This is a genomic window from Luminiphilus sp. nBUS_16, assembly GCF_051201645.1.
GTDB lineage: Bacteria > Pseudomonadota > Gammaproteobacteria > Pseudomonadales > Halieaceae > Luminiphilus.
Genome location: NZ_CP179205.1, coordinates 3,449,577 through 3,476,000 on the forward strand (window position 1 = coordinate 3,449,577; position 26,424 = coordinate 3,476,000).

The following is a 26,424-nucleotide window of genomic DNA, read 5'->3' on the forward strand; positions in this document are numbered from 1 at the left end:
TATCCCAAGTTGTGGCCGCTGACCGTGCCGCCTCGCAAAACTGCTGTTTATGACGACTCTTTAGGCACCGCCCATGGCTGCTTACAAGAGCAAGGGGTCAGCCGGCCACCAAAGTCTCCACACCTTCAGGGGTGCCCAGCATCAGTACATCCGCGGGCCGTCGGGCAAAAAGGCCACTGCAAACCACCCCGGTAATGTGATCAATGGCCGCCTCAGTCTCCAAAGCGCGGTCAATGGAAAGCCCGTGAACGTCGAGAATCACATTGCCGTTATCTGTTACCACGCCATCGCGCCAAATAGGCTGCCCGCCTAGCTTGACCAACTCACGGGCTACAAAACTTCTAGCCATGGGAATTACCTCGACTGGCAGCGGAAAGGCCCCCAGCGTAGCAACCTTTTTTGACGCATCTGCAATACATAAAAAACGCTTCGCAGCAGCAGCCACAATTTTTTCACGGGTCAGAGCGGCACCTCCCCCTTTTATAAGCTGCAGCTGCTGGTTGGCTTCATCGGCGCCATCAACATAGGCATCTAACTCGCCGACGCCATTGAGATCTCCCACTGGAATTTGCAACTCCTTAAGCAGAGCTTCAGAGCGCTGTGAGCTCGATACGGTGATATCGATGCGCCCTTTAATACTGGGCAACAGCCTGATGAAGCATTCGGCTGTGCTTCCAGTGCCAATGCCTAATACCAGACTGTCACTGGGGAGGGCCTCAACCCATTCGAGCGCCGCCAACGCGACGGCTTCTTTCATCCCTTGCTGATCCACTCCCTTAACCCCTCGCTGCCATGGCCTTTGATGTTGATCTCGGATAGTGACACAGGGCGGCAGAATTTATTACATCAAAATATTTTGATGTTTTTCCAGTTCCAGTGCTAGACTTCGTCCATGTCCCCAAAATCAAACATTGTCCCGCTGGCCTCCCGTCCTAGCGAGGTGCCCCTGACAACGCTATTCAAGGCGCTGGGAGATGAATTGCGCATAAACATTTTGCGTATTCTCAAAGAGGGTTCGCTCAACGTCACAGAGTTGTGTCACATCTTTGAACTGGCGCAAAGCGCGCTGAGCCACCACCTAAAAGTGATGGTAAAAGCCAATTTACTGACCAGCCGTCGCGAAGGCACCGTCACCTTCTACCGTCGGCAGCTGGCTGAGGGTCATAACGCCACCCTGATAGAGGAGGCTCTGCGCCACATTGATGAAACACCGCTTTCGCAGGGGCTCAGCGCTGGGATAGCCGGGGTCCAGAAACTCCGCGAGCAAAACTCATTGGCTTTTTTTCAAGAAAACAGCCACCGGTTCCGCGAGCAGCAAGAGTTGATTGCCTCCTGGGAGGATTACCGGCAGGCCACATTGCATTTACTCGACCGACAGGCAACACAACCGCTGCAGTCCATACTCGAGCTAGGTCCTGGAGATGGCAGCCTGTTAGCTGATTTGTCTGAGAAAGCAGAGACTGTTGTGGCACTGGATAATTCCGCCGCAATGCTAGAGCAAGCCAAAGCCAAAGCGGGCGAGACCAAAAACGTTCGCTTCGCCTTGGGGGAGGCCAGCCTACTCATAGAGCAGCAACAATGTTTCGATGCCGTTATTGCAAACATGGTGCTGCACCACACGCTCAACCCAGAGGCCACGTTTCGAGATAGCGCCCAATTGGTGGGAGCTGGCGGGGTGCTGATCGTGAGTGAATTGTGTCCCCACGATCAAGACTGGGCGCGAGAAGTTTGCGGAGATCTCTGGCTAGGCTTTGAGCCCGCGGCGTTAACCCAGTGGGCCGACCAAGCCGGCCTGCACAGCCAGGCCGAGTTGTTTATTGCTCAGCGCAATGGCTTTCAAATTCAAGTCCGTTTATTTCAAAGACCAACACTCTAAAATAAGGAACTGTACAATGAGTGAGTACTCACTATTTACCTCTGAATCCGTCTCGGAGGGCCACCCGGACAAAATGGCCGATCAGATCTCAGATGCGATCTTGGACGCGATTTTGACCGATGACCAACAAGCCCGGGTCGCCGTTGAAACGCTGGTGAAAACCGGCATGGTCGTGATTGCGGGTGAAGTCACCACCAACACCTATGTCGATTTGGAAGAGGTTGTTCGCGGCGTGGTCAATGACATTGGTTACAACAGCTCAGCGGTCGGTTTCGACGGCAGCTCCTGTGCCGTTCTCAATGCGATCGGCAAGCAGTCTCATGACATTGCCATGGGCGTTGACGAGGGCCAGGACAAAGAACAGGGTGCGGGCGATCAGGGGCTCATGTTTGGCTATGCTAGCAACGAGACAGATGTGCTCATGCCCGCCCCGATTTATTACGCTCATCGGCTGGTTGAGAAGCAAGCCGAATTGCGCAAAGCAGGAACCTTGCCCTGGCTGCGACCCGATGCCAAAAGCCAGGTGACATTGGCCTATGACGAAAACGGCAAGCCAGCACGGGTCGATGCTGTCGTACTGTCAACCCAGCATGACCCAGGTATTAGCCAAGCCGATATTCACGCCGAAATATTGCAGCATGTGATAAAGCCCGTACTTCCCGAGGCTTGGCTTCATGCCGATACTCGGTATCACATCAATCCCACCGGGCAATTCATTATTGGCGGGCCCGTGGGCGATGCCGGTTTAACAGGCCGCAAGATCATTGTGGACACCTACGGCGGTATGGCTCGTCACGGCGGCGGGGCCTTTTCTGGAAAAGACCCCTCAAAAGTTGACCGATCAGCGGCCTATGCGGCGCGCTATGTGGCTAAAAATATCGTTGCAGCAGGACTCGCCGAACGCTGCGAAATACAAGTCTCCTACGCGATTGGCGTGGCAGAACCCACTTCAATCTCTGTTAACACCTTCGGCACTAGCGCTATTGGCGATGCCGAAATAGCCCGCCTGGTGCGGGAGCACTTCGATTTACGTCCCAAAGGGATTATCGAAATGCTTGACCTGAAGCGGCCTATTTACCGTATGACCGCCAGCTACGGCCATTTTGGCCGAAACGACGTCGACTTCCCCTGGGAGCGTACTGATAAAGCCGACGCGCTGCGCGCCTCAGCCTGAACTCACTGAAAGGAATAAACCATGAACACAGCTGTAGAACTTAGCAATGTGACTGACTATAAAGTCGCCGATATCAACCTAGCCGGGTGGGGCCGACGCGAGCTCGACATTGCAGAGAGTGAAATGCCTGCTCTCATCGCTCTGCGCGACCAATACCGCGACGAGCAACCTCTCGCCGGTGCCAAAATCTTGGGTTGTATCCATATGACCATCCAAACCGGTGTACTGATCGATACTCTGGTTGCACTCGGCGCCGAAGTTCGCTGGTCGTCGTGTAACATTTTCTCCACCCAAGATCACGCTGCTGCAGCCGTTGCCGCGTCTGGGGTACCCGTTTTTGCGTGGAAGGGTGAGACCGAAGAAGAATACGAGTGGTGTATCGAGCAAACCATTCTTAAAGACGGTAAGCCCTGGGATGCCAATATGATCCTTGACGATGGCGGTGACCTCACCGGCATGCTGCACGAAAAGTACCCAGAAATGCTTGAGCGCATTCACGGCATCACCGAGGAAACCACCACCGGCGTTCACCGTCTATATGAAATGATTGCTAACGGTGAATTGAAGGTTCCGGCCATTAACGTCAATGACTCGGTCACAAAGTCAAAAAATGACAACAAGTACGGCTGTCGCCACAGTCTGAATGACGCTATCAAGCGCGGTTTGGACCACTTGCTCGCCGGTAAGCGAGCATTGGTTATTGGCTACGGAGACGTGGGCAAAGGCTCGGCATTGTCCCTTCGTCAGGAGGGCATGATTGTCCGCATTACCGAAGTCGACCCTATTTGTGCCATGCAAGCCTGCATGGATGGCTACGAGGTGGTATCCACATTTAACGATGGCATCAACGATGGCACGCCAGAATGTATTAACACCGAATTGTTGAGCACAACCGATCTGCTGGTCACCTCAACGGGCAACTTCAACGTCTGTAATGCTGCAATGCTGAAGGCCCTCAAGTGCGGTGCCGTCGTGTGCAACATTGGTCACTTTGACAACGAAATTGACACGGCCTACATGCGCGAGAACTGGGAGTGGGAAGAGGTGAAGCCTCAAGTACACAAAATCTATCGCGATCGTGCCAGCAATGACCACCTGCTGGTACTGTCCGAGGGACGCTTGGTCAACCTAGGTAATGCAACGGGTCACCCCTCACGTATTATGGATGGTTCTTTCGCCAACCAAGTTTTGGCGCAAATCCATTTGTATGCCAAGCGCTTTGCTGACCTGCCTGAGGCTGAAAAAACAGCCAATATTTCTGTCGAAGTGCTGCCTAAGCATCTCGATGAGCAAGTTGCAGCACTCATGGTGAAAGGGTTCGACGGCGTGATCACTCGCCTTACCGAAGAGCAGGCCGGCTACATCGGCGTCACGGTAGATGGCCCCTTTAAAACCGACAGCTACAAGTACTGAGGACTCGACAATGGCCACGGAAGGCAGTTGCAGCCTTGAGTTTTTCCCGCCCAAAACGAATGCTGGGCGGGAAAAACTTCTCAACGAGACGCTGCCAGCATTGGCAGATCTCAACCCAGAGTATTGCTCGATCACTTATGGTGCCGGCGGGTCTACCCGCGACACCACCGTGGCTACAGTTGCCGCTATCGCTGACGCGGGCCAAGACGTGGCGCCACACCTGAGCTTCGGAACCGATAACCGGGAGACAATGAAGGGGCTGCTCGAAGAGTATCAACAGCAGGGCGTGCAACGCTTAGTTGCGCTTCGAGGCGATGCTCCAGCCGGCGATGGGACACCGGAAAAGTCCTGCGTCTATGCCAACGAACTGGTGTCTTTCATTAGAGAAACCACGGGCGATCACTTCAATATTAAAGTTGCCGCTTATCCCGAGATCCACCCCGAGGCGGTCAGCTATAGTCACGATGTTCACTTTCTCAAGGCGAAATTAGATGCTGGCGCTGATGCCGCCGTCACTCAGTATTTCTTCAATGTAGAGTCCTATTTTTATTTTATGGATCGCTGCGCGGCAGCAGGTATCACACAGCCGATTCACCCCGGCATTATGCCGATGACTAACTTTGCCAACCTGATGCGCTTTTCCACCGCCTGCGGCGCAGAAGTGCCACGTTGGATTCGCCAGCGCATGGCCGATTTTGCTGAGGACCCTGACAGTGCTTACAAATTTGGCATTGAGGTGGTTTCCCAACTCTGTTCAACGCTCATTGACAGCGGTGCACCCCCCATCCATTTTTACACTATGAATCAGGCCGAACCCATGCGTACCATTGCGCGCAACATTGGTCTGTTGAAGGGTGGAGACAACCATGCGGGAGATCAGGCTCTACAGCGATCAGTCGCTTAAGGCAGGCGACCGGGTTCAACTTGAAGCTGCGGTTGCACATCATTTAGTTAAAGTTTTACGGGCTCGAGTCGGCGATAGCATCACCTTGTTTAATGGCACGGGGCAGGATTGGCAGTGCGCCATTATCGACCTGCAAAAACGCGGGGTGACGGTATCGGTGGGAGAGGCTTCAAACCCCAACACCGAGTCACCACTGACTACCCAGCTAGGTTTATGTCTTAGCAAGGGAGATCGCTTTGACTGGGCCATTCAAAAAGCTACCGAGGCTGGCGTCACTAGCATCACCCCCCTGTTCAGCGACCGAGTCGACGTGAAGCTACCCGCAGAGCGAATCCCAAAACGTGTTGCACATTGGCAGCAAATTATCCGCAGCGCCTGCGAGCAATGCGGCCGAGCCGTTGTCCCCCAAGTCTTCGATCCGACACCGCTGTCTGATTGGACTCAAAGGCAAGACACCCAAGCCAAGTTATTCTTACATCACCGCGAAACAGGAACCCTGCCGGCAGCTCGACCCACTTCAGTGGCTTTGCTAGTAGGGCCGGAAGGTGGGCTTTCCGACATTGACAGGAGCCATGCCACAGACGCTGGCTTCATTGGCCTAAAACTGGGCCCTAGGGTGCTACGCACAGAGACGGCTCCCTTGGTAGCCCTCTCAATACTTGGAGCCCGTTGGGGAGACATGGGTCAGCCTTAAGGGCGTTTTGCACACCAGTCGGCATAGGCCCATTCCAGCCACCACGCCGCCGCGTTTAAATAGTGCGAGGTGCGCGGGGAGTGAACCGTTTCAAAGGCGTGTTGGGCACCATAAAGTTCGGCGTACACCAAAGAGGTTGAACTCACCGCCGATAACTCAGCGACAAAGCGTCGCGCTTCCTCCACCCAGACCAAAGTGTCATGGCTACCGTGGATAAGAAATAGGGGCGGTACCTCACCGTCAACCCAGCAAACCGGCGAGGCACGGTCAAAGGCCTCTGGATCGTCCTCAGGCGTGCTTTTCATCACCTTCTTCATAATGTAGTCGTCAATTCGGGTGCCTTGGCGAATGCCTACGCGATTACAAAAGTCATAAACGCCGTACAGCGGCATCGCAGCTTGAACTCGAGTATCCGCAGTCTCAAAGCCCGGCTGCCAGGGTGCGTAATTGCCCGACATGGCCGTCAAGGCTGTTAAATGACCGCCGGCAGAGCCGCCCGTTACCGAGATGAAGTCGGGGTTTCCGCCCCACTTATGTATATTTTGACGCACCCAAGCAGTCGCTTTTTTTACATCGATAATATGGTCTGGGAACGTGGCCCGGGGTGACAATCGGTAATTGATCGCCACCACCACCCAACCTAAAGATGCCATATGATGCATGAGCGGTAACGCCTGCTCTTCTTTTTTACCGACCAACCATGCGCCGCCGTGAATTTGCAGCAACACTGGCCGATCAGAACCGGAACGAACCGGCGTGAAGATATCCAATAGGTTGCGCTTGCCCGCCTCACCGTAAGCAATGTTTCTCTCTCTACGGACACCATGGCGCGCAAAACTGATGGGATGTAACCAATCTTTGGCCGTTATCTGCCGGCTAAGACGCCGCCGCCGGTCTAAGGGAATCATTTCCTCAAAACTTGGGGGCAGTCCAGCCTGTAAAGCCCGCTCCAATTGACGTCCGCTTTCGAAATGCCGCCTTAATAAAATTAACGTGCCCAGGCAAGAAAGCATCAACACACACAAAGCAGAGCGCACAAAGGGGTCACTAGGATCAAAAAAAGTAACGCCAATAGCCAACATCAATAAGTGCATGATAAGGCCCCAGACCGCCAACTCGTTAGTCGCTGTAGATACCAAAAACCAAAGCGGCACCCACCAGCCCAAAGCTCGACCGGGAATCAACGCGGTCAGCGTCGCTATTCCCATCAACGAGGTGAACACCCAATAAACCGTGACCATAGTTAGTTATTCCATTTTGGTTGCATGGCAACGCATCGAGCCGTAACGTAACGACACTTTATTACCGAGGCCCTAGCATGAGTCGCGATATCGGTGTGGTCATGGACCCCATCAGCGCCATCAATTACAAGAAGGATACCTCTCTGGCGTTGCTGTGGGCAGCCCGAGACCGAGGATGGCGCCTATGGTACATGGAACAAAGCAGTCTTTATCTAGATGCCGGCCTAGCTCGCGCCCGGATGCGACCCCTTGAGGTCCGTGAGGATGCGAATGATTTCTATACCCTCGGCGCCGAAGAGGATCGAGACTTAGCAGATCTCGATGCCATATTAATGCGCAAGGATCCGCCATTTGACATGGAGTTTGTGTACACCACCCATTTACTGGAAAACGCTGAGCGCCGCGGCACTCTCATCGTCAACCGATGCGCCAGCCTACGCGACTGCAATGAAAAACTTTACGCGACCGAATTTCCACAGTGCTGCCCCACACTCATTGTCAGCCGGGACCCCTTGCAACTTCGCGCCTTTTACCAACAACATCAAGACGTTGTCTTCAAACCTCTAGATGGCATGGGCGGCAGTTCCATTTTTCGTGTCCGCGAGGGTGACCCCAATCTCAGCGTTATCTTGGAAACCCTGACTCAAAACGGACAGCAAACCATCATGGGACAAGTTTATCTTCCAGATATTGTCAACGGCGATAAACGGATTCTTATGGTCAATGGTGAGCCTATACCCTATGCCCTAGCTCGCGTTCCCTTGGCCGGAGAGAGTCGCGGAAATTTAGCCGCAGGCGGTTCTGGGCGCGTTCAAGCCTTGACCGATCGCGATCGTTGGATTGCGGACCAGGTGGGACCAGACCTTCGAAACCGCGGACTTTTCTTTGTCGGCTTAGACGTTATTGGCGAGCATCTCACTGAGATCAATGTCACCAGCCCAACGTGTTTGCGAGAAATCGAGGCCGAAGCCTCCCCCGGTATTGCCGCAAAGCTCATGAATTGCATCGAATCAGAATGGCAGCGCATTGGCCGCTAATCGGCTCCTAGGGGCGTCCGCCCCAATGAATGAGCCGATCGCGCCGGCTTTAGTCGCTGCCTTAGCTATTCACGCTTTGATCATTTTGGCCATTGGGTTCGGTGCTACCTGGCAAGACTTTGAGGCCCCGAGCATCGCGGTAACGGTGTTGTTAACACCCTCAAATCAGGCTCCAGTGGCAGCTCAGCACGTTGCGGCTCAGGATCAGCTGGGTATGGCAGAAGAGCCCGCGCCGGCAGCGGCGCAATTCCAAATACAGACCACAATGACTATTTCACGGGAGCTCGATGGTGCCGACGGTGAACTCGCCCCGGAAGAGGTCACCCCAGACGCTATTGATCGTCAGCTCAAGGATCTAAAACAAGCCCTGTCATCGCTATCCGATAAGAATGTGCAGCCCAATACCCGCATAGGTGCTGTCGCGGCCCGCCGATCACTCGATGCAGAGTACCTTTCTCGGTGGCGAGCCCGGGTGGAGCAAATAGGAAACGTTTTGTACCGAGGTCGACCCATTAGCGCCAACGGTGATGTCCGTCTTATGGTGACTGTTGCCGCTAACGGAAATCTTGAACGCATTCGTGTGCTTGAATCCAGCGGGGATACTCGGCTCGACCGAGCGGCTCAAGATACTGTCGTTCTGGCGGCGCCTTTTCCGCCCTTTTCCGAGGCACTGGCAAAACAAACGGGGCGACTGGATATTGTGCGTACCTGGCAATTCCGCTCCCAACCCGTAGGGCAACAATAAAACCAATGGTCTCGCGAAAATAATCATGTCCCAAATACCAAAGCACTTTCACTCATTGAAAGACCACTTCCTTATGGCAACACCTGCACTATCGAGCGGGTTCTTCGCAAAGTCACTGACCTATATTTGCGAGCACAACACTCAAGGGGCAATGGGCATCGTGATAAACCAGCCTTCAAACATTCCGTTTGCAAAAATCTTTGAGCAACTCGACCTGAATACGAGCCACTGCACTCCCGACCAAATAGCGTTGGCAGGAGGCCCAGTACAGGTTGAACACGGATTCCTGCTCCATGACCAAGAGGGTCAGTGGGAATCCACCGTGCAGACCGGAAGTCACACCTGGCTAACCACCTCTAAAGATATTCTCGTGGCTATTGCCAACGGCCACGATACGGGCCAAACCTTACTTGCGCTGGGTTACGCGGGCTGGTCGGCAGGCCAGCTTGAGGATGAATTGGCGGCTAACGCCTGGCTGACAGTGGCAGCTGATGCAGAAATTCTATTTGAAACGCCTTACGAAAAACGCCTACACGCAGCAGGACTTCGGCTGGGTATTGATATCCGTTTGATGTCTAACACGGCGGGGCATTCATGAGCCCACCTGCGGTCAGAGTCATGGCCTTTGATTGGGGCCTCAAGCGCATCGGGGTGGCCGTTGGCAACACCTTGCTCTCCACTTGCGAGCCTCTTTGTGTTTTGAGGGCCCGAGATGGCGCTCCCAAATGGGAGGAAATAGCCACGCTGTTTGAGGAATGGCAGCCCGAGCTTCTGATTGTGGGCGACCCCCTCAACATGGACGAGTCGATGCAAGAAATCACCCGTCGTGCACGACGCTTCAGCCGGCAACTTGAGGGTCGCTTTAATCTTCCCGTCGCACTAATTGATGAGCGTTTGACCTCGCGAGAGGCAAGAAGTCAACTCGAGGAGCAGGGCCTTGCTTACCATGGCGCGGTAGACGCGCATGCAGCACAGCTTATTTTACAAACCTGGTTATCGGAACACGCTGCGAGCTAGATCCGTGTATCCCTTTCTATCTCGTAATCAAGCTCATTCATGAAGCCCTCAGAACCGCGTTCATCGAGTTTAATATTCAGACGGACATCATTGCCTGAGTCAGCATGGCGAATAGCTTCCTCTTTTGATATCAAGCCCATTTGATAGGCCTTGAATAAAGATTGATCGAAGGTTTGCATGCCCTGCTCTGCTGAACGCGCCATAAGATCCTTGATCAGGTGGACCTCTCCTTTGCGAATATGGTCTTGCACAAGTGCGCTTGCTAATAAAACCTCAACAATGGGAACTCGGCCTTGCCCATCCTGTCGGGGTAGTAACTGCTGAGCCACCATGGCCCTTAAATTCAGCGACAAATCCATCCAGACTTGATTGTGCTGCTCAACGGGGAAAAAGCTTTGTATACGGTCTAATGCTTGATTAGCGTTGTTGGCGTGCAAGGTGCACAGACACAAGTGTCCGGTTTCAGCAAAGGCCAACGCCGCCTCCATAGTACGGGCCGTACGAATCTCGCCGATCATGATGACATCGGGAGCTTGCCGTAATGTATTGGTGAGCCCCACGTCATAAGACTCTGTATCTAGGCCCACTTCCCGCTGCGTAACTAAGCACCCCTTGTGCTGGTGCAAATACTCAATGGGGTCCTCAACGGTGACAATGTGCCCATGACTGTGGGTATTTCTATGGTCCAGCATGGCTGCTAAAGATGTTGACTTCCCAGTACCCGTGCCACCGACAAAAATAACCAGACCTCGTTTCAGCATTGCAAGCTGGGCAATAACCTCAGGTAACCCCAGGTCAGAAAAGCTCGGAATTTCAGCGCTAATTCTGCGTAAAACCAGCCCCGGTAAACCACGCTGTACAAAAGCACTGGCTCTAAAACGGCCGTATTCAGGATGGGTAATTGCGTAATTGGCTTCATGGTTCATTGCAAAGCTACTACGCTGAGCCGGGCTCATTGTGGACAAAATCAGATCACGAACATCTTCCTCAGACTGAAGGCGTTTATCAACTTGCACAAAGTTACCGTCGACTTTAATCGTGATGGGAGCATCGACTAAAACAAACCCGTCGGACGCGCGCTGCTCGACTATTACCTTGAGGATGTCTACCATACCCGTTCAGTGCTCCACAGTTTGTTCTTATTAGCTCAGACGAGTAAATCGGGTTGCCGCGCTTTTTCGCGCGCCACGCTGAGGCTGACAATTTTTCTTTCAACCAGATTTTGCAAAGCCCAATCCATCGTTTGCATGCCATGGGTTTGTCCCGACTGTATCGCAGAATACATTTGCGCAACCTTATCCTCTCGAATGAGATTTCTGATTGCAGCTGTGCCCCGCATAATTTCGTGAGCGGCTACGCGGCCGCCACCCTTACGCTTCAACAGTAATTGTGAAACAACGGCTTGCAGTGATTCAGCCAGCATAGAACGCACCACAGCTTTTTCTGCAGTGGGAAAAACATCAATGATGCGATCTACCGTTTTAGCTGCGGAAGTCGTGTGCAAAGTGCCCAACACTAAATGGCCAGTCTCTGCAGCCGTCAGAGCAAGGCGAATAGTCTCAAGATCACGCATTTCACCCACTAAGATAATATCCGGGTCCTCACGTAGTGCTGATCGCAACGCTTCGGAAAATCCCAGGGTATCGCGATGCACCTCGCGCTGATTTACGAGACAGCGCTTCGACTCGTGCACGAACTCGATGGGATCTTCAATAGTCAAAATATGGTCGTATCGGTTGTCATTAATGAAATCCACCATAGCCGCTAATGTGGTCGATTTTCCGGACCCGGTGGGGCCGGTAACCAAGACCAAACCGCGAGGAAGAAGCGCTATCTCTTTAAAAACTTCCCCCAAACCTAGCTCTTCCATTGAAGCGACTTTTGTCGGCACCGTCCTAAAAACCGCCGCCGCGCCCCGATTATGATTGAATGCATTCACCCTGAATCGACCGACACCAGGGACTTCAAAAGAAAAGTCTGTCTCTAAAAATTCCTCAAAATCTTTGCGCTGTCGATCGTTCATGATGTCGTAAACAAGATCGTGGACCTGAGCATGCTCTAACGGCGGGATATTGATGCGTCGGACATCACCATCGACACGAATCATAGGGGGCAGTCCCGAAGATAGGTGCAAATCAGAAGCCCCTTGCTTGGCACTGAATGCTAACAACTCCGTAATATCCATGAACGGTCTCCTAAGACATAAACCATTGAACCCAGCAACCGCGCTATGATGGCAGTATGGACGAAATAAATGTAGCGACCAATTTACACAGTATCTGGCGGCGTATAAGTGCTGCTGAACAGCTTGCGAATCGACCCTCGGGGTCTGTCTCACTTTTGGCCGTCAGTAAAACAAAACCTGACAGCTTGATTCGGGCTGCCTGGGAAGCAGGGCAGCGCACCTTTGGCGAAAATTATGCCCAGGAGGCGGAGGAAAAAGCCCGACGCCTGGCTGATCTGGACATTGAATGGCACTTTATTGGTCCTATTCAATCCAATAAAACTCGTGGCCTTGCGCAAACAATGGCCTGGGTTCACAGCATAGACCGGCTGAAAATTGCCCAGCGGCTTAGCGATCAACGGCCTGAAAACCTGCCGCCACTCAACATCTGCCTTCAAATAAAGCTGTCCCATGAGCCCAATAAGTCTGGGATTGCTCCCTCAGAGCTCCCACAACTCGCACAACAGGTCAGCAAACTCCCTAAATTGCATCTACGGGGTTTAATGGTTATTCCTGCGCCGACAACAGATCTTCAAGAGCAGCGCAAATCCTTTGCGCAACTCAAAACGCTGCTGTTAGCGTTGCAAGTGCACCACCCCGAGGTCGATACTCTGTCGATGGGCATGTCGGGTGACCTCGAGGCCGCAGTCGCCGAGGGCTCGACTTTAGTGCGCGTCGGCACCGACATTTTCGGAGCCCGCTAAAAGATCTGCGCAATACCCCGACAACCCAAGCGCCGCGTTATACTCCACGCATCGAGACATCAAATGGGTATCAGACCTTGGATATGACGCAACTGCCTCAAACAATCGGGTTCGTCGGAGCGGGCAATATGGCCTCCGCAATTATCGGCGGCCTGATAAGCGCCGGTTATGACCCCAAGCGTTTGTGTGCTGTGGACCCCAACGAGGCCGCTCTAGCCAAGCTTCAGACTTTGGGCGTAAGCGAGCTTGGCGCGCAGCCCAGCGCGTGCTTTCAAAGCTGCGAGCTTGTCGTTCTGGCCGTGAAGCCACAATTTATGACAGCCGCAACCGAGGGGGTTAAACACCACCTTTGTGCAACAGCAGCTGTCATGTCGGTGGCAGCAGGAATCAGCGTTGGGGCACTGAAAACCCAGCTTGGCAATTCCCGCTTGCCTGTGGTGCGCTGCATGCCCAACACGCCAGCGCTAGTCGGCGCGGGCGCCTCAGGCCTGTTTGCGAGTGCTGAGGTCAGCGCCGACCAACGGGCAGGAATCGAAGGCGTGATGAGCGTCGTAGGCACCACCACTTGGCTTCAGGAGGAAAGTCACATTGATGTAGTGACCGCCGTTTCGGGCAGTGGCCCAGCCTATTTTTTTGCCTTAATGGAAGCCATGATCGCGGCGGGAGAGAAGCTGGGCCTTGATCATCAAACGGCTAGTCAGCTAACGCTGCAGACAGCCCTAGGTGCTGCCAAACTCGCGACCCAGCAATCCGATTCCGTCGCCGAATTGCGCCGTAACGTGACTAGCCCCGGAGGCACGACGGAGCAAGCCTTGGCAAGCTTCAGTCAAGACAACCTAGCGGGGCTGGTCGATAAGGGCATGCAGGCCTGCTGGGTTCGCGCCCAAGAAATGGCAAAGGAGTTTGGTTAACAATGGCAGCACTCAATGACATTGCACGATATCTGCTAGAAACAGCAGCGTCGTTCTATCTGATTTTGACGGTGTTGAGAGGAATGTTGCAACTCGCTCGCGCCGATTTTTACAATCCAATTTCACAGTTTGTGGTGCGCGCCACCAATCCACCGTTACGCGTCATCCACCGGGTTATTCCCAATGCCGGACGCTTCGATCCCGCCGTGCTGTTATTGGCTGTGGCGGTGCAAATCTTAGCCATCGTGGCCAAACTAGCACTTGCGGGCGTTGCACTGCCCGATCTCACTTCGTTGCTGATTTGGGGGCTGCTGGGGGTCATGGGTCTAATCATTAATACCTACCTGATTGCCCTTGTTGTCATGATCGTTATTAGTTGGGTCGCACCGGGAACCCGACACCCCGCAGTGCTACTGACCTACCAAATCACCGAGCCCATCATGTCCCCAGTGCGCTCGATGTTGCCATCGATGGGCGGGCTCGACTTTTCGCCTATCGTTATTTTTATTGCGATAAATATGATTCAAATAGCCCTTCGACACATGGCGACCGCCGCGGGACTTCCCCTGCAACTGGTGATGGGTATCTAGCTGATGACACACCCCGGGGAAGTCAGCCTAGTAACACCTGTGCGGGAGGTTTTTTCGGCAACCCTAAACCTCGCTTCTGGGCGAACGCTGGCGGGCTTTGAACTGATCACGGAAACCTATGGCCATCTCAATGCCCAGCGCAGTAACGCTGTTTTGATCTGCCATGCGCTAAGCGGCAATCATCATGCAGCCGGCCGCTACGACCTATCGGATCCCAAAGCCGGATGGTGGGACCTGCATGTTGGCCCCGGCAAAGCGGTAGATACCAATCGTTTTTTTGTTGTCTCCCTCAATAATATTGGTGGCTGTGATGGCAGTTCAGGGCCCAACACCCTCAACCCCGAGACCCAACAACCCTGGGGACCTGAATTTCCCCAAGTCAGCGTGGCCGACTGGGTCATGACGCAAGCAATGCTGGCCGACCGGCTGGGTATTGATAGTTGGGCCGCAGTGATTGGTGGCAGCCTAGGCGGCATGCAAGCGCTCCACTGGGCAGTCCACTACCCTGACCGCGTGCGCAACTGCGTTGCACTCGCAGCAGCACCCAAACTCACCGCTCAAAATATTGCCTTTAATGAAATCGCGCGCCAGGCCATTCTTTCAGACCCTGACTGGCTGGCCGGCCACTATCAGCGAGAGGCCGCAAACCCTGCCCGGGGCTTGTCTTTGGCGCGAATGGTCGGCCACCTCACCTACATGTCGGCAGACGGTATGAGTGACCGCTTTGGGCGAGATACCCGCGAAGGCCCCTCAAATACGATCAATCCCGGGGAAATGGTATTTCAGGTAGAAAGCTACCTTCGGTATCAAGGTAAGCAGTTTTCCACACGCTTCGACGCTAACACTTACCTCTTGATGACACGAGCTCTGGACCACTTTGATATCGCAGCTGATTTTAATGATTCACTGAGTGAGGCCATGGCGGTGACAAGCTCGCGGATGCTGGTTATTGCCTTCTCCAGTGATTGGCGATTTTCACCGGCCCGGTCCAGAGAACTAGTCGATGCTTTACTGGCTGCAGGGAAGCCTGTGAGCTACGCCGAAATTGAAACAGACGCCGGGCACGATGCTTTTTTGCTCGATGAGCCACACTATACCGGGCTATTTTCTGCTTGGATGCAGCGGGTGGTTATTTAATGCGCTACGACCTCACGCAAATTGAATCTTGGATTCCTGAGGGGAGCCGTGTCCTTGATTTGGGCTGTGGTGATGGCGCATTTCTCAATCGACTGCAGGAAACACGCCGTGTTCAAGGAATGGGGTTAGAGCTTGATCCAGACAATCTCATTGCAGCCACACAACGTGGCCTTGATATCGTTCAGCAAGATATGGATCAAGGCCTGAGCAATTTTCCAGAGGACAGCTTTGAGATTGTGGTCCTCGCTCATGCTCTGCAGGTCCTTCACCGACCCGATAAAGTTTTACAAGATATGGTCCGTATTGGGCGCGAGGCCATTGTGACTTTCCCCAACTTTGGCCACTGGCGATGCCGTTTACATCTCGGATTAAACGGGCGGATGCCAGTATCGAAAGATTTGCCCTTTCACTGGTATGACACGCCCAATATCCACTTCTGTACGGTTAAAGATTTTGAAGCTCTGTGCTCGAACTTGAATATCGCCATTATGGATCGAGATATTGTCTCTGGTCCCACAACCGCCCTATTCAAACAGTGGCTACCCAATTTATTTGGCTCAACCGCTATCTTTAGGATCAAGGCATGCGACTAAGCTTTATTTTATTTGTGGCGTTTTCTTTCCTAGCGCTGGGTGCGCAAGGACAGCAATCTCAGCGCTTTGATCGCTTTGAACTGCATCGCAGCGTTGTCTATACCACGTTTTTATCCCCTGAAATAGCCGCAGAATACGGCATAGCCCGGGGAGACTTTAAAGCCATACTCACCCTGTCGGTAAGAGACGTAGAAATGGGCGAAACAGCGGGACGGCCCATGTTAATAAAAGGTGAAACTTGGGATCTCATCCGAGGTGACACACTGGAATTTAAAGAAATTCGCGAGAATAACGCCACCTACTATATCGCTGACTTTGAGTTTATCGACCGCGAGTGGCGTTTCTTTGAATTTGATTTTAGGCCCGAGGGTAGCGAGCAAACCTACCACTACAAATTCAAGACGCAACTCTGGAAGCAAAGCGAGAAGTAATCGGTGACGGGCAATGACAACATAACTCTTCTGGCCAGCGGCAACGCGGGAAAGCTCAAGGAGCTCCAGGCCGCCTTGTCAGCTACGGGCCTTTTGTTACAGCCCCAAAGCGACTTTAACGTACCTGAAGCAGATGAAGACGGCCTCACCTTTGTCGAAAATGCTTTGAAAAAAGCCCGCAACGCCGCTCTCTACACGGGTCTTCCTGCTCTAGCTGACGACTCGGGCTTGGTGGTACCCGCACTAGGTGGCGCCCCGGGTATTCATTCGGCCCGCTATTCTGGCCAAGGTGATGTGCAAAACAACGTTAAACTGCTGCGGGCAATGGCGCCCTTTGATGGCGATGACCGTAGAGCTTGGTTTATTTGTGTGCTGGTCCGGGTGGCCAGCGCAAATGATCCAACGCCCATTATTGCTGAAGGTTATTGGCATGGTCACATCGCCAAGGAACCCTCGGGGACCTCGGGTTTTGGCTACGACCCTTTATTTGAAATAGACGATACCGGCCGCACTGCAGCTGAACTGAGCCCAACAGAAAAACAAGCGTTGAGTCACCGTGGCCAAGCTGTGCGAACGCTGCGCCACAAACTTGAACACTGATCAGATCCCACTGGCCCTTTACGTACACCTTCCTTGGTGTGAGCGAAAGTGTCCCTACTGTGATTTCAACTCTCATGAGCAATTCGATAACAGTTTGGAAAGCGGCTACATCGATGCCCTGTTGATCGACTTAGAACAGCAGCTGGCTGAAATACCACCGCGCCCCCTTTTTTCAATCTTTATCGGGGGGGGAACACCTAGCCTATTTAGCGGGACAAGCATCGGCAAGTTACTTCAGGGTATTGACCAATCTTGGGGTATTCCAACAGCCACTGAAGTTTCCATGGAGGCCAACCCAGGGAGTGCTGAGGCCGCGAGATTTGCCGATTATCGAAGCGCCGGCGTGAACCGCCTAAGCCTTGGTATACAGACCTTTGCTGACGCACAGCTAACCGCCCTCGGGCGGGTTCATAACAGCACCCAAGCGGTACAGGCCATTCACCTGGCAAAAAATAATTTCGAGCGTTTTAATCTGGATATCATGCACGGCTTGCCGGGCCAATCTGTAGGGGCAGCGCTTGAAGACTTGGAGCGGGCTATCGATTACGCCCAGGGCCATGTTTCGTGGTACCAATTAACGATTGAACCGAATACCACATTTTGGTCACGCCCCCCCACACTGCCTAACGACGATATTCTTACTGATATTCAAGATGCTGGGGAGGCTCGTTTTAACGACTCTGGCCTCACCCAATATGAAGTATCAGCTTGGGCGGCCCCGCAGCAAGCAGCAAAGCACAACTCAAATTATTGGACCTTTGGAGACTACATTGGCATTGGCGCCGGTGCTCATGGAAAGATTACCCGGGAAAATGGCACGATTACCCGGACGCGTCGAAGCCGATCGCCCCGGGATTATTTAACCGGCGTGAATCAAGGCGTCAAACCCCAGCAGCACGAAATTCCGAAACTGGAGCTACCGGTTGAATTTATGTTGAACGCCCTTCGCCTTAAAAGCGGTGTACCTGCATCACTTTTTAAAGCGCACACGGGCTTGGAACTGGCGGTTGTGATGCCACAGATAGAGCAGCTCGTGGCTCAAGGGCTGATGTCTGATAATCGCGAGTCCATCGCTACCACTGACCGCGGCTTTAGGTTTCTCAACGATGTTGTCGCCAGCTTTATGGACAACCACGAAGCAGTATCAAGTATCTAATTTCTCAAATACTAAATCCCGAACACCGTGGCCCAGTTTGGTGCCACGGCGCTCGAATTTCGTCTCAGGGCGCCAAGCTGGACGTGGTACGTATTGACCGGTGTCTGACGTATTTCGCAAGGTCGGTTCAGCTTCTAAGACCGCCAGCATATCCTCAGCGTAGGGCATCCAGTCGGTTGCTAAATGAATTCTCCCCCCCGAAGCCAGTAAGGCCGTGGCTTTTGTAATAAACGCAGGTTGAATCAAACGGCGCTTATGGTGCCGTTTTTTGTGCCAGGGGTCGGGGAAAAAGATCTGTAAAATATCAACTGAGCCCTTTGGAATGCATTGATCGAGCACAACCATGGCATCCTCAGCATAAACCCGGATATTTTTTACGTCTCGCTCTAGAGTCTGACCCAATAGCCGACCGACACCCGGAGTATGGACCTCAATACCCAAAAATCGACTCATTGGTGAGGCTTCTGCCATCGTCAGCAGCGAGTCACCCATACCAAATCCAATTTCTACAATGCGCGGCCCCCGGGATTCCCAGCTCGATTCCCAATTTAATGGCCCGTTTGCAGCTGTCAAACCATACTGGGGAAAGCCAACCGACCAGCCGCGCTCTTGGCCCGCCGTCATTCTGCCGGCCCGCAGAACAAAGCTGCGAATAGGTCTATTAATTTCCGTCATGAGAGCAGCGGCTCAAGGCGCAGCATGACTCTCTCTCACTAACCCACAGGCCAACAAAATCAACCAGGCCACGAGTAGTGCTACCCCTCCAAGAGGGGTAATAGGGCCAAAGGCACCGATGCCCGTTAACACAAGAAGGTAGAGAGACCCCGAGAACAACACAACCCCAGCAACGATTAAGCCACAGGCCCATAACAGCCAAAATTTCAGTCGGGGTGAGACGGCACGCTGCTGCCAGCCAGACACCGCAAGCAAAGCCACTGCGTGAAGCAGCTGATAGCTCGCGGCGGTCTCCCAAGTTTGTATCTGCTCAGGTGCCACAAAGCCGCGCAGACCGTGGGCACCAAATGCGCCAGCGGCCACGCCCAGAAAGCCTAGTAGCGCCGCCAGAATTCTTGGCCAGCGAGGTCCTATGCCTGCCACATCGAGACGCTCAGACGACGAGTGTCGTTTTGAGCTTTTTCATCGCATTAACTTCCAGCTGACGAATTCGCTCAGCCGACACACCGTATTCCGCGGCCAACTCATGCAGCGTTGCTTTTTGTTCAGCCAGCCAGCGCTGCGTCACAATATTGCGACTTCGCTCATCTAAACTGCTCAGCGCGGAGCGCAATCGATCTTCGCCGTCCCGAGCCGAATCCTCAGCTTCAATACACCGGGCTGGATCAGTCGATATGTCATCGAGGTAAGCCTGCGGTGACTGCCAGGCATCGTCGTCGTCAGCGTCAGTGGGGAGGTCGAAAGCAATATCACGACTTGATAACCGTCCTTCCATACGCTGGACTTCAGCCTCGTCAACACCCAAGTCTGCGGCAATCGCCTGAGTTTCTTCTGCGCTCAACCAACCCAGCGATTTCTTTGCGCTGCGCAAGTTGAAGAATAATTTACGCTGCGCCTTCGTCGTTGCCACTTTAACAATGCGCCAGTTACGCAAGATGAACTCGTGCATTTCTGCTTTAATCCAGTGCACGGCAAAAGAAACCAAGCGCACACCTTTGTTGGGATCAAAGCGTTTTACCGCCTTCATAAGGCCCACATTCCCCTCTTGTATGAGGTCGGCCTCGGCAAGCCCATAGCCAGAATAACTCCGTGCAATGTGTACTACAAAACGCAAGTGAGCGAGTACTAACTCTCGCGCAGAATCAACACACTCGCTGTAGTACAGCTTTTCGGCTAAAGCCTGTTCACGCTCTGCAGACAAAATTGGAATGCCGCTCACAGCCTGAACATAGGCGGGCAAATTTGCCCCTGGGGTCATAGACATAACTGCCCCGTGACCCATTGCTACTGTTTTTCCTGATTCGGACATCTTGTCATCCTCCTCCCTTCGATATCCCCATTTTAGCACTCTACATTAGAGAGTGCTAATCCTAGAAAAGTTCACTATTGATCGAGGGTCGAGACTATCTGGGCTCTAACTCTCTGAGCTGACTCGTTGCTGCATGCCAAGCGCTAAATAACCCTAACGCGCCGCCTAGGAGCATCATATTCATCACACCCATGATCCCCAGTCCCGTAAAACGCCGATCGCTATCATAAAGCTGAAGCAACTGGTTAACGGGCTCAGCAAGATAAATGAAAAAGATACCCAACATAATCGCGCCCAGCAGACCACCGCCAAATCCAGACCACAATCCGGTGTATAGAAAGGGGCGACGCGCATAGGCATCATCAGCTCCAATCAATTTAATCACCGCAATTTCATCCCGACGAGCATCAATAGCCAGACGAATCGTGTTGGCCAAAATAAGTACCGCGCCCATCATCATGAGCAGCCCGATACCCATTGCAAGCCTTCTGCCCGACTGCAAGACCCCAGCCAGCCGCGCTTGCCAGAGTGTGTCAAAAACCACCTGATCAACGCCTCTGACGGCCTCTAACGCCCGCGCCAACTGAGCAAGGCCCTCTGATTCAACGTTGTCTACAGGGTTGACCAGAAGTGTATGAGGCAATGGGTTATCGGGAATCGAATCCAACATGCCGACCAACCCGGTATCGGCGGCGAATCTCGCCAATGCTTGGTCTTGAGGAATAAGGGTCACATCCTGCACATCAACGCGACTCTCAACCCGCTTCAAGATGTCTTGAGCATCGTTGAGGGGCGTATCCACCTCGAGCAAAACAGAAAAGCGCGCTGGCGAACGCATATCACTAGTCACAGCCTCAATGTTTTGCAGTATCACCAAGAGAGAGGCAGGTAGTGCCAATGCGATTCCTACTACTAACCAAGTCAGACCTGTAGCCACTGGTAGCCGAAAAGCCCTGCGCAGGCTGCCAGACGCCGCCTGCCGGTGGTGATGTATCCATGACACCAAGGTAGGCCTTGGAGCCGTGCCTAGTCCCGCCGCAGGCTTCTTCACAGCCCAGCTCCCGCCACTAGCCTACCGTCTTTTAATGTCACGATCCGATGACGCAGCCTGGAAATCAAGGCAAGATCATGACTGGCAACAATCACAGTCACCCCGACACGATTAAAGGCCTCGAACAATCCCATAATCTCTGCCGAAAGCTGCGGATCAAGATTACCTGTAGGTTCATCGGCAATTAAAAATCGAGGCCTTGCAACAACTGCCCGTGCAATACCAACCCGCTGCTGCTCACCACCCGATAAAACGGCTGGATTGGCTTTCTCTCTACCCAAAAGCCCGACCTTATCGAGGGCAGCTCGGGTTCTCCGTTGAATATCACGGGGACGAAAGCCCGCTATTTCCAAGGGTAATGCCACATTTTCAAGTACCGACCTGTCGTAGAGCAGCTGATGGTCCTGAAAAACAATGCCAAATTCACCACGATAGCGACCGATATTCCGCCCTTTGATTCTCGCCGTGTCTCGGCCATCAACGCGCAATGTGCCCATTGAAGCACGCTCCAACAGCATGAGTAGGCGTAAAAAAGTCGTCTTACCAGCCCCCGAATGGCCAGTGAGAAACACCATCTCGCCTGTGGCAATAGTAAGCGAGACGTCACGCAGAGCATCATGGTCTGCGTAACGTTTGCTCACTCGGTTAAATTCAATCACGAGCTACGACGACTTACTTTCAAACAAAGCATCCACAAAAGCACTCGCATCAAAGGGCTGAAGATCTGTCACCCCCTCCCCAATACCCACGAATCGAATCGGTCGCGCTAACTTTTGCGCGATCGCAAAGATAACACCACCACGTGCCGTACCATCTAACTTGCTGAGGGCAATACCAGTGACCCCAACAGCCTTATCAAATTCTTCCGCCTGAGACACGGCGTTTTGCCCAGTGCCTGCGTCGAGCACCAGCAACGTCTCGTGGGGTGCCTGAGGGTCAATCTTTTGCATCACTCTGACCACTTTTTCAAGCTCATCCATCAGATGGCTTTTGTTCTGGAGTCGGCCAGCCGTATCAGCAATCAAAATATCCGCCTCCCGAGCATGAGCCGCCTGTAAAGCATCAAACAACACAGACGCACTGTCAGCACCCGTGTGCTGAGCAATCACCGGCACTTCATTGCGCTCGCCCCAGACCTGAAGCTGTTCGACTGCAGCCGCTCGGAACGTGTCACCGGCAGCCAGCATGACCTGCTTACCTTGTGCTTTAAAGCCGTGAGCCAATTTGCCGATCGTGGTGGTCTTGCCAGCACCGTTGACTCCCACGACCAGCATCACAAAGGGCTTATGTTTGTCGGTGACTAGCGGTTGCTCGCAGGGTGCCAGAATATCAAGCAGAGCCGACTTAGTAGCAGCCATAACAGCGGCGCCATCCGAAAGTTCTTTGCGAGAAATGCGCTCAGTAATAGCCGATACAATGCGTTGCGTTGCCTCTATCCCTACATCAGCCGTCAAAAGTTGATCTTCCAAAGCCTCCAAAACCTCTTCGTCGATAACCTTGCGCCCCAAAAAAAGCGCGCCGAGACCGCTGGAAAAATGGCCCCCTGTACGACTCAGACCACGGCGAAATCGAGAGTACAAACCGCCGTCTTCTGTCGAATGTGCCTCGGCTGCTACTTCGCTTTTAGCTTCCAGCGCCAAGCTCTCAGCTGGCTTTTTAGGTTTTTCTTTGCGCCCAAAGAATTTCATGGCAACGTGCTCATTACAGTTTTGACATTCAGTTGGTGACTGGGCCCGGCCCTCACATCAACATGGTAGCACTGCGTCGAGGGAGCAGATATGCGCAAAGCGCCAATAAAACACAGTAGTGCCCGACTGCGCATTATTGGGGGCGAGTGGCGAGGTCTCAGGCTCAATTTTCCTGATAACGTTGCCCACTTGCGACCCACGCCGGACCGAGTAAGAGAAACACTATTCAACTGGCTTACGAGCCGTATTCAAGGCGCCCACTGTCTCGATCTTTTTGCCGGCAGTGGCGCTCTGGGGCTCGAAGCCCTCTCCAGAGGCGCCAATCACTGCGTATTTGTCGATAGTTCCGCCGTGGCAACCGACGCTATTCGCGGTCACCTCAGCCATCTGAAGGCTCAAGAGCGCGCAACGATCGTGAGCAGCAACGCTCTTGAATGGCAAGGCACCCCCGCGGATATTGTCTTCCTAGACCCTCCCTATTCGGCAGATTTAATCGGCACCGCCTTAGAGCATCTGCTGAAACAAGGTCTACTCGCGACAGACGCTAGGGTTTACGTAGAACTAGAGCGCAATCAGACAATGCCCGACATACCCGCTTCTTTGGAGGTGATTCGGGATAAAGTGGCGGGCAATGTCCGTTACCTGCTTCTCGCAGTTTCGGATAATGTTTGTTTGTAAGCGGCCCCTTGTGTACATTCATCGCGGTTATGGCTGAGAATTCGCAGTTATGCGCACACAATCTATTGTTTACCCCGGAACTTTCGATCCCATCACCAAGGGCCACATTGATTTGGTTGAGCGAGCTGCGAGGCTGTTCGGTAGCGTCATCATCGCGATAGCGCAAAGTGAAAAGAAGCAGCCCCTTTTCGATCTAAAAGAACGAACAATCCTTACTCAGGACGCTCTTAGCCACATCGATAACGTGGAAGTTTGCAGTTTTACCGGGCTGTTAACCGACCTGGTGACGGAGCAGGGGTCTAATTGTGTTCTCCGAGGGTTACGGGCTGTTGCGGACTTCGAATACGAATATCAGCTTGCCAATATGAATCGCGCTCTGAAGCCTGATTTTGAGAGCGTATTTCTTACCCCCTCAGAAAATCTCGCCTACATATCTTCTTCTTTAGTTCGGGAAATTGCAGCTATGGGTGGCGACATCACGCCCTTTGTGGCCCCAAACGTAGCCGAAGCGCTTAAGAATAAGTTCCCCGGTTAACGTTGGCAGGTTGTGCAAAAAACTGAGGTTCGGTTACCCAGCCTAATCTCTTGAAGTTGGCCAGAACACGCCCGACATGATTGGCCTCCCCGACCATAAACACGCAGCTTTTGTGCAAAGTATCCAGGTTTGCCATCACCGCCCACAAAATCTCTGAGTGTAGTTCCGCCCTGTTCGATAGCCGCCGCCAACAGCTCCTTTACCGCCTCAGCCAAGCGCTGATAGCGCTGCAAGCTAATGTTCCCCGCCCTGCGGGTGGGACGGATTCCCGCCATAAACAGAGCTTCGTTAGCGTAGATATTGCCAACACCCACCACGATTCGACCGTCCATCAAAAATTGCTTAACCGCCGCCTTTCTGCCCCGAGCCGCCTGATACAACCACGCTCCGTCAAAATCACTTGATAGGGGTTCGGGACCCAAGTGCCGCAGCAGCGCATGGTCATCAGAGGTCAGTAAGTGAAAGCTTCCAAAGCGCCGGGGGTCGTTGTATCTGAGGCAATTGCCATCATTGAGGACAATATCGACGTGGTCGTGAAACAGCGGCGGAGTTGACGCAGGCATAACACGCAATGATCCAGACATACCAAGGTGAACCATCAGTGTGTGGTGCTCGAGGTCAATGAGTAAGTATTTTGCACGACGTCGGGTGCCTAAAATTCGCTGCCCCGAAGCGAGGGGGGCAAGGGCTTCTTCGATAGGCCAACGGAGTTTGGCGTTGCGAATTAAAACGTGCTCAATGCGCCGATCAACCACATGGGGATCAATGCCACGACGGGTTGTCTCTACTTCAGGCAGCTCAGGCATAACTAACGGGACACAAAAAACCCCGGGACTGGTAACAGCACCGGGGCAGTCTTAAAGAAAGCCGCAAAATCTATTTGATTTTGCCTTCCTTGTAGATAACGTGTTGCCGAGCCACTGGGTCGAACTTTTTCATCTCCAGCTTCTCTGGCATCGTACGCTTGTTCTTGTCAGTCGTATAAAAATGACCGGTTCCCGCTGTTGAGTTCATGCGAATTTTTTCACGCATAGCAATTCTCCTTTAAACTTTTTCGCCACGAGCACGCAATTCGGCAAGTACGGTATCGATACCGCGCTTATCGATGATACGCATTCCTTTGGGGGATACACGAAGAGAAACAAACCGCTTTTCGGACTCTACCCAAAACCTATGGTTGTGAAGGTTGGGCAGGAAACGACGACGAGTTCGATTCTTGGCGTGAGACACATTGTTACCGGTTACCGGACGTTTGCCGGTAACTTGACAGACTCGAGACATGGTTAAACCCGTCGCAGGACACTGAAAAAAGGGTGCGCAACATACCAAAGCCATGGCATTACCGCAAGCCTTAGTCAGCGGAACCCTGCTATTCCCTCTGAAGCCATGGACAGATAGTCCCCTTGGCCTACGATTAAGTGATCAAGAAGCTCGATATCGAGTAACTCGAGGGCGCAGCGAAGCCGTTCCGTCAGCCTAAGATCCGCAGAACTTGGGGCTACTGATCCGGAGGGGTGGTTGTGCGCGACAATAATCCCAGAAGCACTCAGTTTCAGCGCCATCGCAGCAATTTCCCTAGGGTAGACTGGGGCGGTATTGAGGGTGCCTAAAAACAGATCACGACACGCTAACAGCTGGCGCTGGGTGTTCAGAAAAAAACAGGTAAACACCTCCCGGTGCTGCAGCTGGTAGTGATGCTGCAAATAATCGTAACAGCTGGCAGGATTTTGCAGAGAAGTTCGCGTAAAAAGGCGCTCCTGTGCAAGTCGTTGTGCGAGTAACAGCGCAGACCCCAGCTGGTGGCGTCTTCGGCTCCCCACGCCGTGGACTGCTGGGTCACTGCGCAGCAGCGCAGCTATTCCCTCCCGGAGAGAGCCTCCGTGACGGTATAAATAACCTGCAATTTCAAGCTCGGCAGTCGCGCTAGGCAACCCAAGAGCCGCTGCTAGCAACTTGGCGTCACTGCCCGAGCAGCCACTTTTAGACCTGTCGCACAGTAGTGCAATGCTAAATGTGTCCAAAAAGCGCTCCAAGTGCTAGT

The 26,424-nt window shown here is 53.2% G+C and carries 33 protein-coding genes; 19 read left to right on the forward strand and 14 right to left on the reverse strand.

All coding sequences use genetic code 11. The features are described from left to right. Nucleotides 1–97: 97 nt before the first annotated feature. Nucleotides 98–772, reverse strand: a complete 675-nt coding sequence (gene rpiA, locus ACMAY6_RS15190; RefSeq protein ID WP_435213201.1) for a ribose-5-phosphate isomerase RpiA — start codon at nucleotides 770–772, stop codon at nucleotides 98–100. A 120-nt stretch (nucleotides 773–892) separates the two neighbouring features. Here rpiA and ACMAY6_RS15195 point away from each other — a divergent pair, with 120 nt between their 5' ends. The 5 genes from ACMAY6_RS15195 to ACMAY6_RS15215 are packed head-to-tail and all read left to right on the forward strand — an operon-like array spanning nucleotide 893 to nucleotide 6,061. Next, entirely contained in the window at nucleotides 893–1,876 is a 984-nt protein-coding gene (locus tag ACMAY6_RS15195; RefSeq protein ID WP_435213203.1) for an ArsR/SmtB family transcription factor, read from the forward strand. A 16-nt stretch (nucleotides 1,877–1,892) separates the two neighbouring features. After that, nucleotides 1,893–3,050, forward strand: coding sequence for a methionine adenosyltransferase (gene metK / locus ACMAY6_RS15200; RefSeq protein ID WP_435213205.1), 1,158 nt, complete (start codon nucleotides 1,893–1,895; stop codon nucleotides 3,048–3,050). A 21-nt stretch (nucleotides 3,051–3,071) separates the two neighbouring features. Then, nucleotides 3,072–4,463, forward strand: a complete 1,392-nt coding sequence (gene ahcY, locus ACMAY6_RS15205; RefSeq protein ID WP_435213206.1) for an adenosylhomocysteinase — start codon at nucleotides 3,072–3,074, stop codon at nucleotides 4,461–4,463. Nucleotides 4,464–4,473: 10 nt separating this feature from the next. Further along, nucleotides 4,474–5,367 (forward strand): methylenetetrahydrofolate reductase [NAD(P)H], encoded by an 894-nt coding sequence (gene metF / locus ACMAY6_RS15210; protein WP_435213208.1) that lies wholly within the window; start codon nucleotides 4,474–4,476, stop codon nucleotides 5,365–5,367. Beyond that, nucleotides 5,330–6,061 carry a 16S rRNA (uracil(1498)-N(3))-methyltransferase gene (locus ACMAY6_RS15215; protein WP_435213210.1) on the forward strand — a complete coding sequence of 244 codons (732 nt, stop codon included), beginning with the start codon at nucleotides 5,330–5,332 and terminating at the stop codon, nucleotides 6,059–6,061. The genes metF and ACMAY6_RS15215 overlap by 38 nt, the downstream gene beginning before the upstream one ends. Here the strand turns inward: ACMAY6_RS15215 and ACMAY6_RS15220 are convergent. Continuing rightward, nucleotides 6,058–7,302, reverse strand: a complete 1,245-nt coding sequence (locus tag ACMAY6_RS15220) for an alpha/beta hydrolase fold domain-containing protein (RefSeq protein ID WP_435213211.1) — start codon at nucleotides 7,300–7,302, stop codon at nucleotides 6,058–6,060. The genes ACMAY6_RS15215 and ACMAY6_RS15220 overlap by 4 nt on opposite strands. Nucleotides 7,303–7,379: 77 nt before the next feature. Between ACMAY6_RS15220 and gshB the strand changes: the two genes are divergently transcribed. The 4 genes from gshB to ruvX are packed head-to-tail and all read left to right on the forward strand — an operon-like array spanning nucleotide 7,380 to nucleotide 10,101. Continuing rightward, nucleotides 7,380–8,339, forward strand: a complete 960-nt coding sequence (gene gshB / locus ACMAY6_RS15225) for a glutathione synthase (RefSeq protein WP_435213212.1) — start codon at nucleotides 7,380–7,382, stop codon at nucleotides 8,337–8,339. A 25-nt stretch (nucleotides 8,340–8,364) separates the two neighbouring features. Then, nucleotides 8,365–9,084 carry an energy transducer TonB family protein gene (locus tag ACMAY6_RS15230; RefSeq protein WP_435213213.1) on the forward strand — a complete coding sequence of 240 codons (720 nt, stop codon included), beginning with the start codon at nucleotides 8,365–8,367 and terminating at the stop codon, nucleotides 9,082–9,084. Nucleotides 9,085–9,109: 25 nt separating this feature from the next. Then, nucleotides 9,110–9,682 (forward strand): YqgE/AlgH family protein, encoded by a 573-nt coding sequence (locus ACMAY6_RS15235; RefSeq protein ID WP_435213215.1) that lies wholly within the window; start codon nucleotides 9,110–9,112, stop codon nucleotides 9,680–9,682. Beyond that, nucleotides 9,679–10,101, forward strand: coding sequence for a Holliday junction resolvase RuvX (gene ruvX, locus ACMAY6_RS15240; protein WP_435213217.1), 423 nt, complete (start codon nucleotides 9,679–9,681; stop codon nucleotides 10,099–10,101). The genes ACMAY6_RS15235 and ruvX overlap by 4 nt, the downstream gene beginning before the upstream one ends. On the opposite strand, the gene ACMAY6_RS15245 is transcribed toward ruvX, so the two are convergent. Both ACMAY6_RS15245 and ACMAY6_RS15250 read right to left on the reverse strand, forming a co-directional pair. After that, on the reverse strand, nucleotides 10,098–11,213 hold the full coding sequence (locus ACMAY6_RS15245) for a PilT/PilU family type 4a pilus ATPase (RefSeq protein ID WP_435213219.1): 1,116 nt from the start codon (nucleotides 11,211–11,213) through the stop codon (nucleotides 10,098–10,100). The two genes, ruvX and ACMAY6_RS15245, sit on opposite strands and share 4 nt — an antisense overlap. Before the next feature lie 35 nt (nucleotides 11,214–11,248). Continuing rightward, on the reverse strand, nucleotides 11,249–12,286 hold the full coding sequence (locus ACMAY6_RS15250; protein WP_435213221.1) for a type IV pilus twitching motility protein PilT: 1,038 nt from the start codon (nucleotides 12,284–12,286) through the stop codon (nucleotides 11,249–11,251). 56 nt (nucleotides 12,287–12,342) lie between these two features. Between ACMAY6_RS15250 and ACMAY6_RS15255 the strand changes: the two genes are divergently transcribed. The 8 genes from ACMAY6_RS15255 (at nucleotide 12,343) to hemW (ending at nucleotide 18,447) form a co-directional block, all read left to right on the forward strand. Beyond that, entirely contained in the window at nucleotides 12,343–13,029 is a 687-nt protein-coding gene (locus ACMAY6_RS15255; protein WP_435213223.1) for a YggS family pyridoxal phosphate-dependent enzyme, read from the forward strand. Nucleotides 13,030–13,112: 83 nt separating this feature from the next. Next, nucleotides 13,113–13,940 carry a pyrroline-5-carboxylate reductase gene (gene proC, locus ACMAY6_RS15260; RefSeq protein ID WP_435216061.1) on the forward strand — a complete coding sequence of 276 codons (828 nt, stop codon included), beginning with the start codon at nucleotides 13,113–13,115 and terminating at the stop codon, nucleotides 13,938–13,940. Between the two features lie 2 nt (nucleotides 13,941–13,942). Continuing rightward, on the forward strand, nucleotides 13,943–14,530 hold the full coding sequence (locus ACMAY6_RS15265) for a YggT family protein (RefSeq protein WP_435213225.1): 588 nt from the start codon (nucleotides 13,943–13,945) through the stop codon (nucleotides 14,528–14,530). 3 nt (nucleotides 14,531–14,533) lie between these two features. Continuing rightward, nucleotides 14,534–15,667, forward strand: coding sequence for a homoserine O-succinyltransferase MetX (metX, locus tag ACMAY6_RS15270; RefSeq protein ID WP_435213227.1), 1,134 nt, complete (start codon nucleotides 14,534–14,536; stop codon nucleotides 15,665–15,667). Continuing rightward, nucleotides 15,667–16,260 carry a methionine biosynthesis protein MetW gene (gene metW, locus ACMAY6_RS15275; protein WP_435213229.1) on the forward strand — a complete coding sequence of 198 codons (594 nt, stop codon included), beginning with the start codon at nucleotides 15,667–15,669 and terminating at the stop codon, nucleotides 16,258–16,260. The genes metX and metW overlap by 1 nt, the downstream gene beginning before the upstream one ends. Further along, nucleotides 16,251–16,691, forward strand: a complete 441-nt coding sequence (locus ACMAY6_RS15280) for a DUF4426 domain-containing protein (protein WP_435213231.1) — start codon at nucleotides 16,251–16,253, stop codon at nucleotides 16,689–16,691. Before metW ends, ACMAY6_RS15280 begins: the two co-directional genes overlap by 10 nt. 3 nt (nucleotides 16,692–16,694) lie before the next feature. Next, entirely contained in the window at nucleotides 16,695–17,291 is a 597-nt protein-coding gene (rdgB, locus tag ACMAY6_RS15285; protein WP_435213233.1) for an RdgB/HAM1 family non-canonical purine NTP pyrophosphatase, read from the forward strand. Next, nucleotides 17,281–18,447, forward strand: a complete 1,167-nt coding sequence (gene hemW / locus ACMAY6_RS15290; RefSeq protein WP_435213234.1) for a radical SAM family heme chaperone HemW — start codon at nucleotides 17,281–17,283, stop codon at nucleotides 18,445–18,447. The genes rdgB and hemW overlap by 11 nt, the downstream gene beginning before the upstream one ends. Here the strand turns inward: hemW and trmB are convergent. The 6 genes from trmB to ftsY all read right to left on the reverse strand — a co-directional run bounded on the left by trmB (nucleotide 18,436) and on the right by ftsY (nucleotide 23,170). Beyond that, entirely contained in the window at nucleotides 18,436–19,122 is a 687-nt protein-coding gene (trmB, locus tag ACMAY6_RS15295) for a tRNA (guanosine(46)-N7)-methyltransferase TrmB (RefSeq protein ID WP_435213236.1), read from the reverse strand. The two genes, hemW and trmB, sit on opposite strands and share 12 nt — an antisense overlap. 12 nt (nucleotides 19,123–19,134) lie before the next feature. Continuing rightward, a complete protein-coding gene (locus tag ACMAY6_RS15300) occupies nucleotides 19,135–19,545 on the reverse strand; it encodes a DUF423 domain-containing protein (protein WP_435213238.1) in 411 nt (136 codons plus the stop codon). A gap of 10 nt (nucleotides 19,546–19,555) precedes the next feature. After that, nucleotides 19,556–20,431, reverse strand: a complete 876-nt coding sequence (gene rpoH / locus ACMAY6_RS15305) for an RNA polymerase sigma factor RpoH (protein ID WP_435213240.1) — start codon at nucleotides 20,429–20,431, stop codon at nucleotides 19,556–19,558. Nucleotides 20,432–20,525: 94 nt separating this feature from the next. Next, nucleotides 20,526–21,482, reverse strand: coding sequence for a permease-like cell division protein FtsX (gene ftsX / locus ACMAY6_RS15310; protein WP_435213242.1), 957 nt, complete (start codon nucleotides 21,480–21,482; stop codon nucleotides 20,526–20,528). After that, nucleotides 21,479–22,141 carry a cell division ATP-binding protein FtsE gene (gene ftsE / locus ACMAY6_RS15315; RefSeq protein ID WP_435213244.1) on the reverse strand — a complete coding sequence of 221 codons (663 nt, stop codon included), beginning with the start codon at nucleotides 22,139–22,141 and terminating at the stop codon, nucleotides 21,479–21,481. The genes ftsX and ftsE overlap by 4 nt, the downstream gene beginning before the upstream one ends. Nucleotides 22,142–22,144: 3 nt before the next feature. Then, entirely contained in the window at nucleotides 22,145–23,170 is a 1,026-nt protein-coding gene (ftsY, locus tag ACMAY6_RS15320) for a signal recognition particle-docking protein FtsY (protein WP_435213246.1), read from the reverse strand. Nucleotides 23,171–23,260: 90 nt separating this feature from the next. On the opposite strand from ftsY, the gene rsmD reads away from it, so the two are divergent. Beyond that, nucleotides 23,261–23,848, forward strand: a complete 588-nt coding sequence (gene rsmD, locus ACMAY6_RS15325) for a 16S rRNA (guanine(966)-N(2))-methyltransferase RsmD (protein ID WP_435213248.1) — start codon at nucleotides 23,261–23,263, stop codon at nucleotides 23,846–23,848. Between the two features lie 49 nt (nucleotides 23,849–23,897). After that, the gene (gene coaD / locus ACMAY6_RS15330; RefSeq protein WP_435213249.1) at nucleotides 23,898–24,383 is read left to right on the forward strand and encodes a pantetheine-phosphate adenylyltransferase; all 486 of its coding nucleotides are present in this window, start codon (nucleotides 23,898–23,900) and stop codon (nucleotides 24,381–24,383) included. Here coaD and mutM read toward each other — a convergent pair. From mutM to radC, 4 genes are all read right to left on the reverse strand, one after another. Further along, a complete protein-coding gene (gene mutM / locus ACMAY6_RS15335) occupies nucleotides 24,380–25,189 on the reverse strand; it encodes a bifunctional DNA-formamidopyrimidine glycosylase/DNA-(apurinic or apyrimidinic site) lyase (protein ID WP_435213251.1) in 810 nt (269 codons plus the stop codon). The genes coaD and mutM overlap by 4 nt on opposite strands. A gap of 70 nt (nucleotides 25,190–25,259) precedes the next feature. Continuing rightward, on the reverse strand, nucleotides 25,260–25,415 hold the full coding sequence (rpmG, locus tag ACMAY6_RS15340; RefSeq protein ID WP_007234130.1) for a 50S ribosomal protein L33: 156 nt from the start codon (nucleotides 25,413–25,415) through the stop codon (nucleotides 25,260–25,262). A 12-nt stretch (nucleotides 25,416–25,427) separates the two neighbouring features. Then, on the reverse strand, nucleotides 25,428–25,664 hold the full coding sequence (gene rpmB, locus ACMAY6_RS15345) for a 50S ribosomal protein L28 (RefSeq protein WP_435213253.1): 237 nt from the start codon (nucleotides 25,662–25,664) through the stop codon (nucleotides 25,428–25,430). 74 nt (nucleotides 25,665–25,738) lie between these two features. Then, nucleotides 25,739–26,404, reverse strand: a complete 666-nt coding sequence (gene radC, locus ACMAY6_RS15350) for a RadC family protein (protein ID WP_435213254.1) — start codon at nucleotides 26,402–26,404, stop codon at nucleotides 25,739–25,741. Nucleotides 26,405–26,424: the final 20 nt, after the last annotated feature.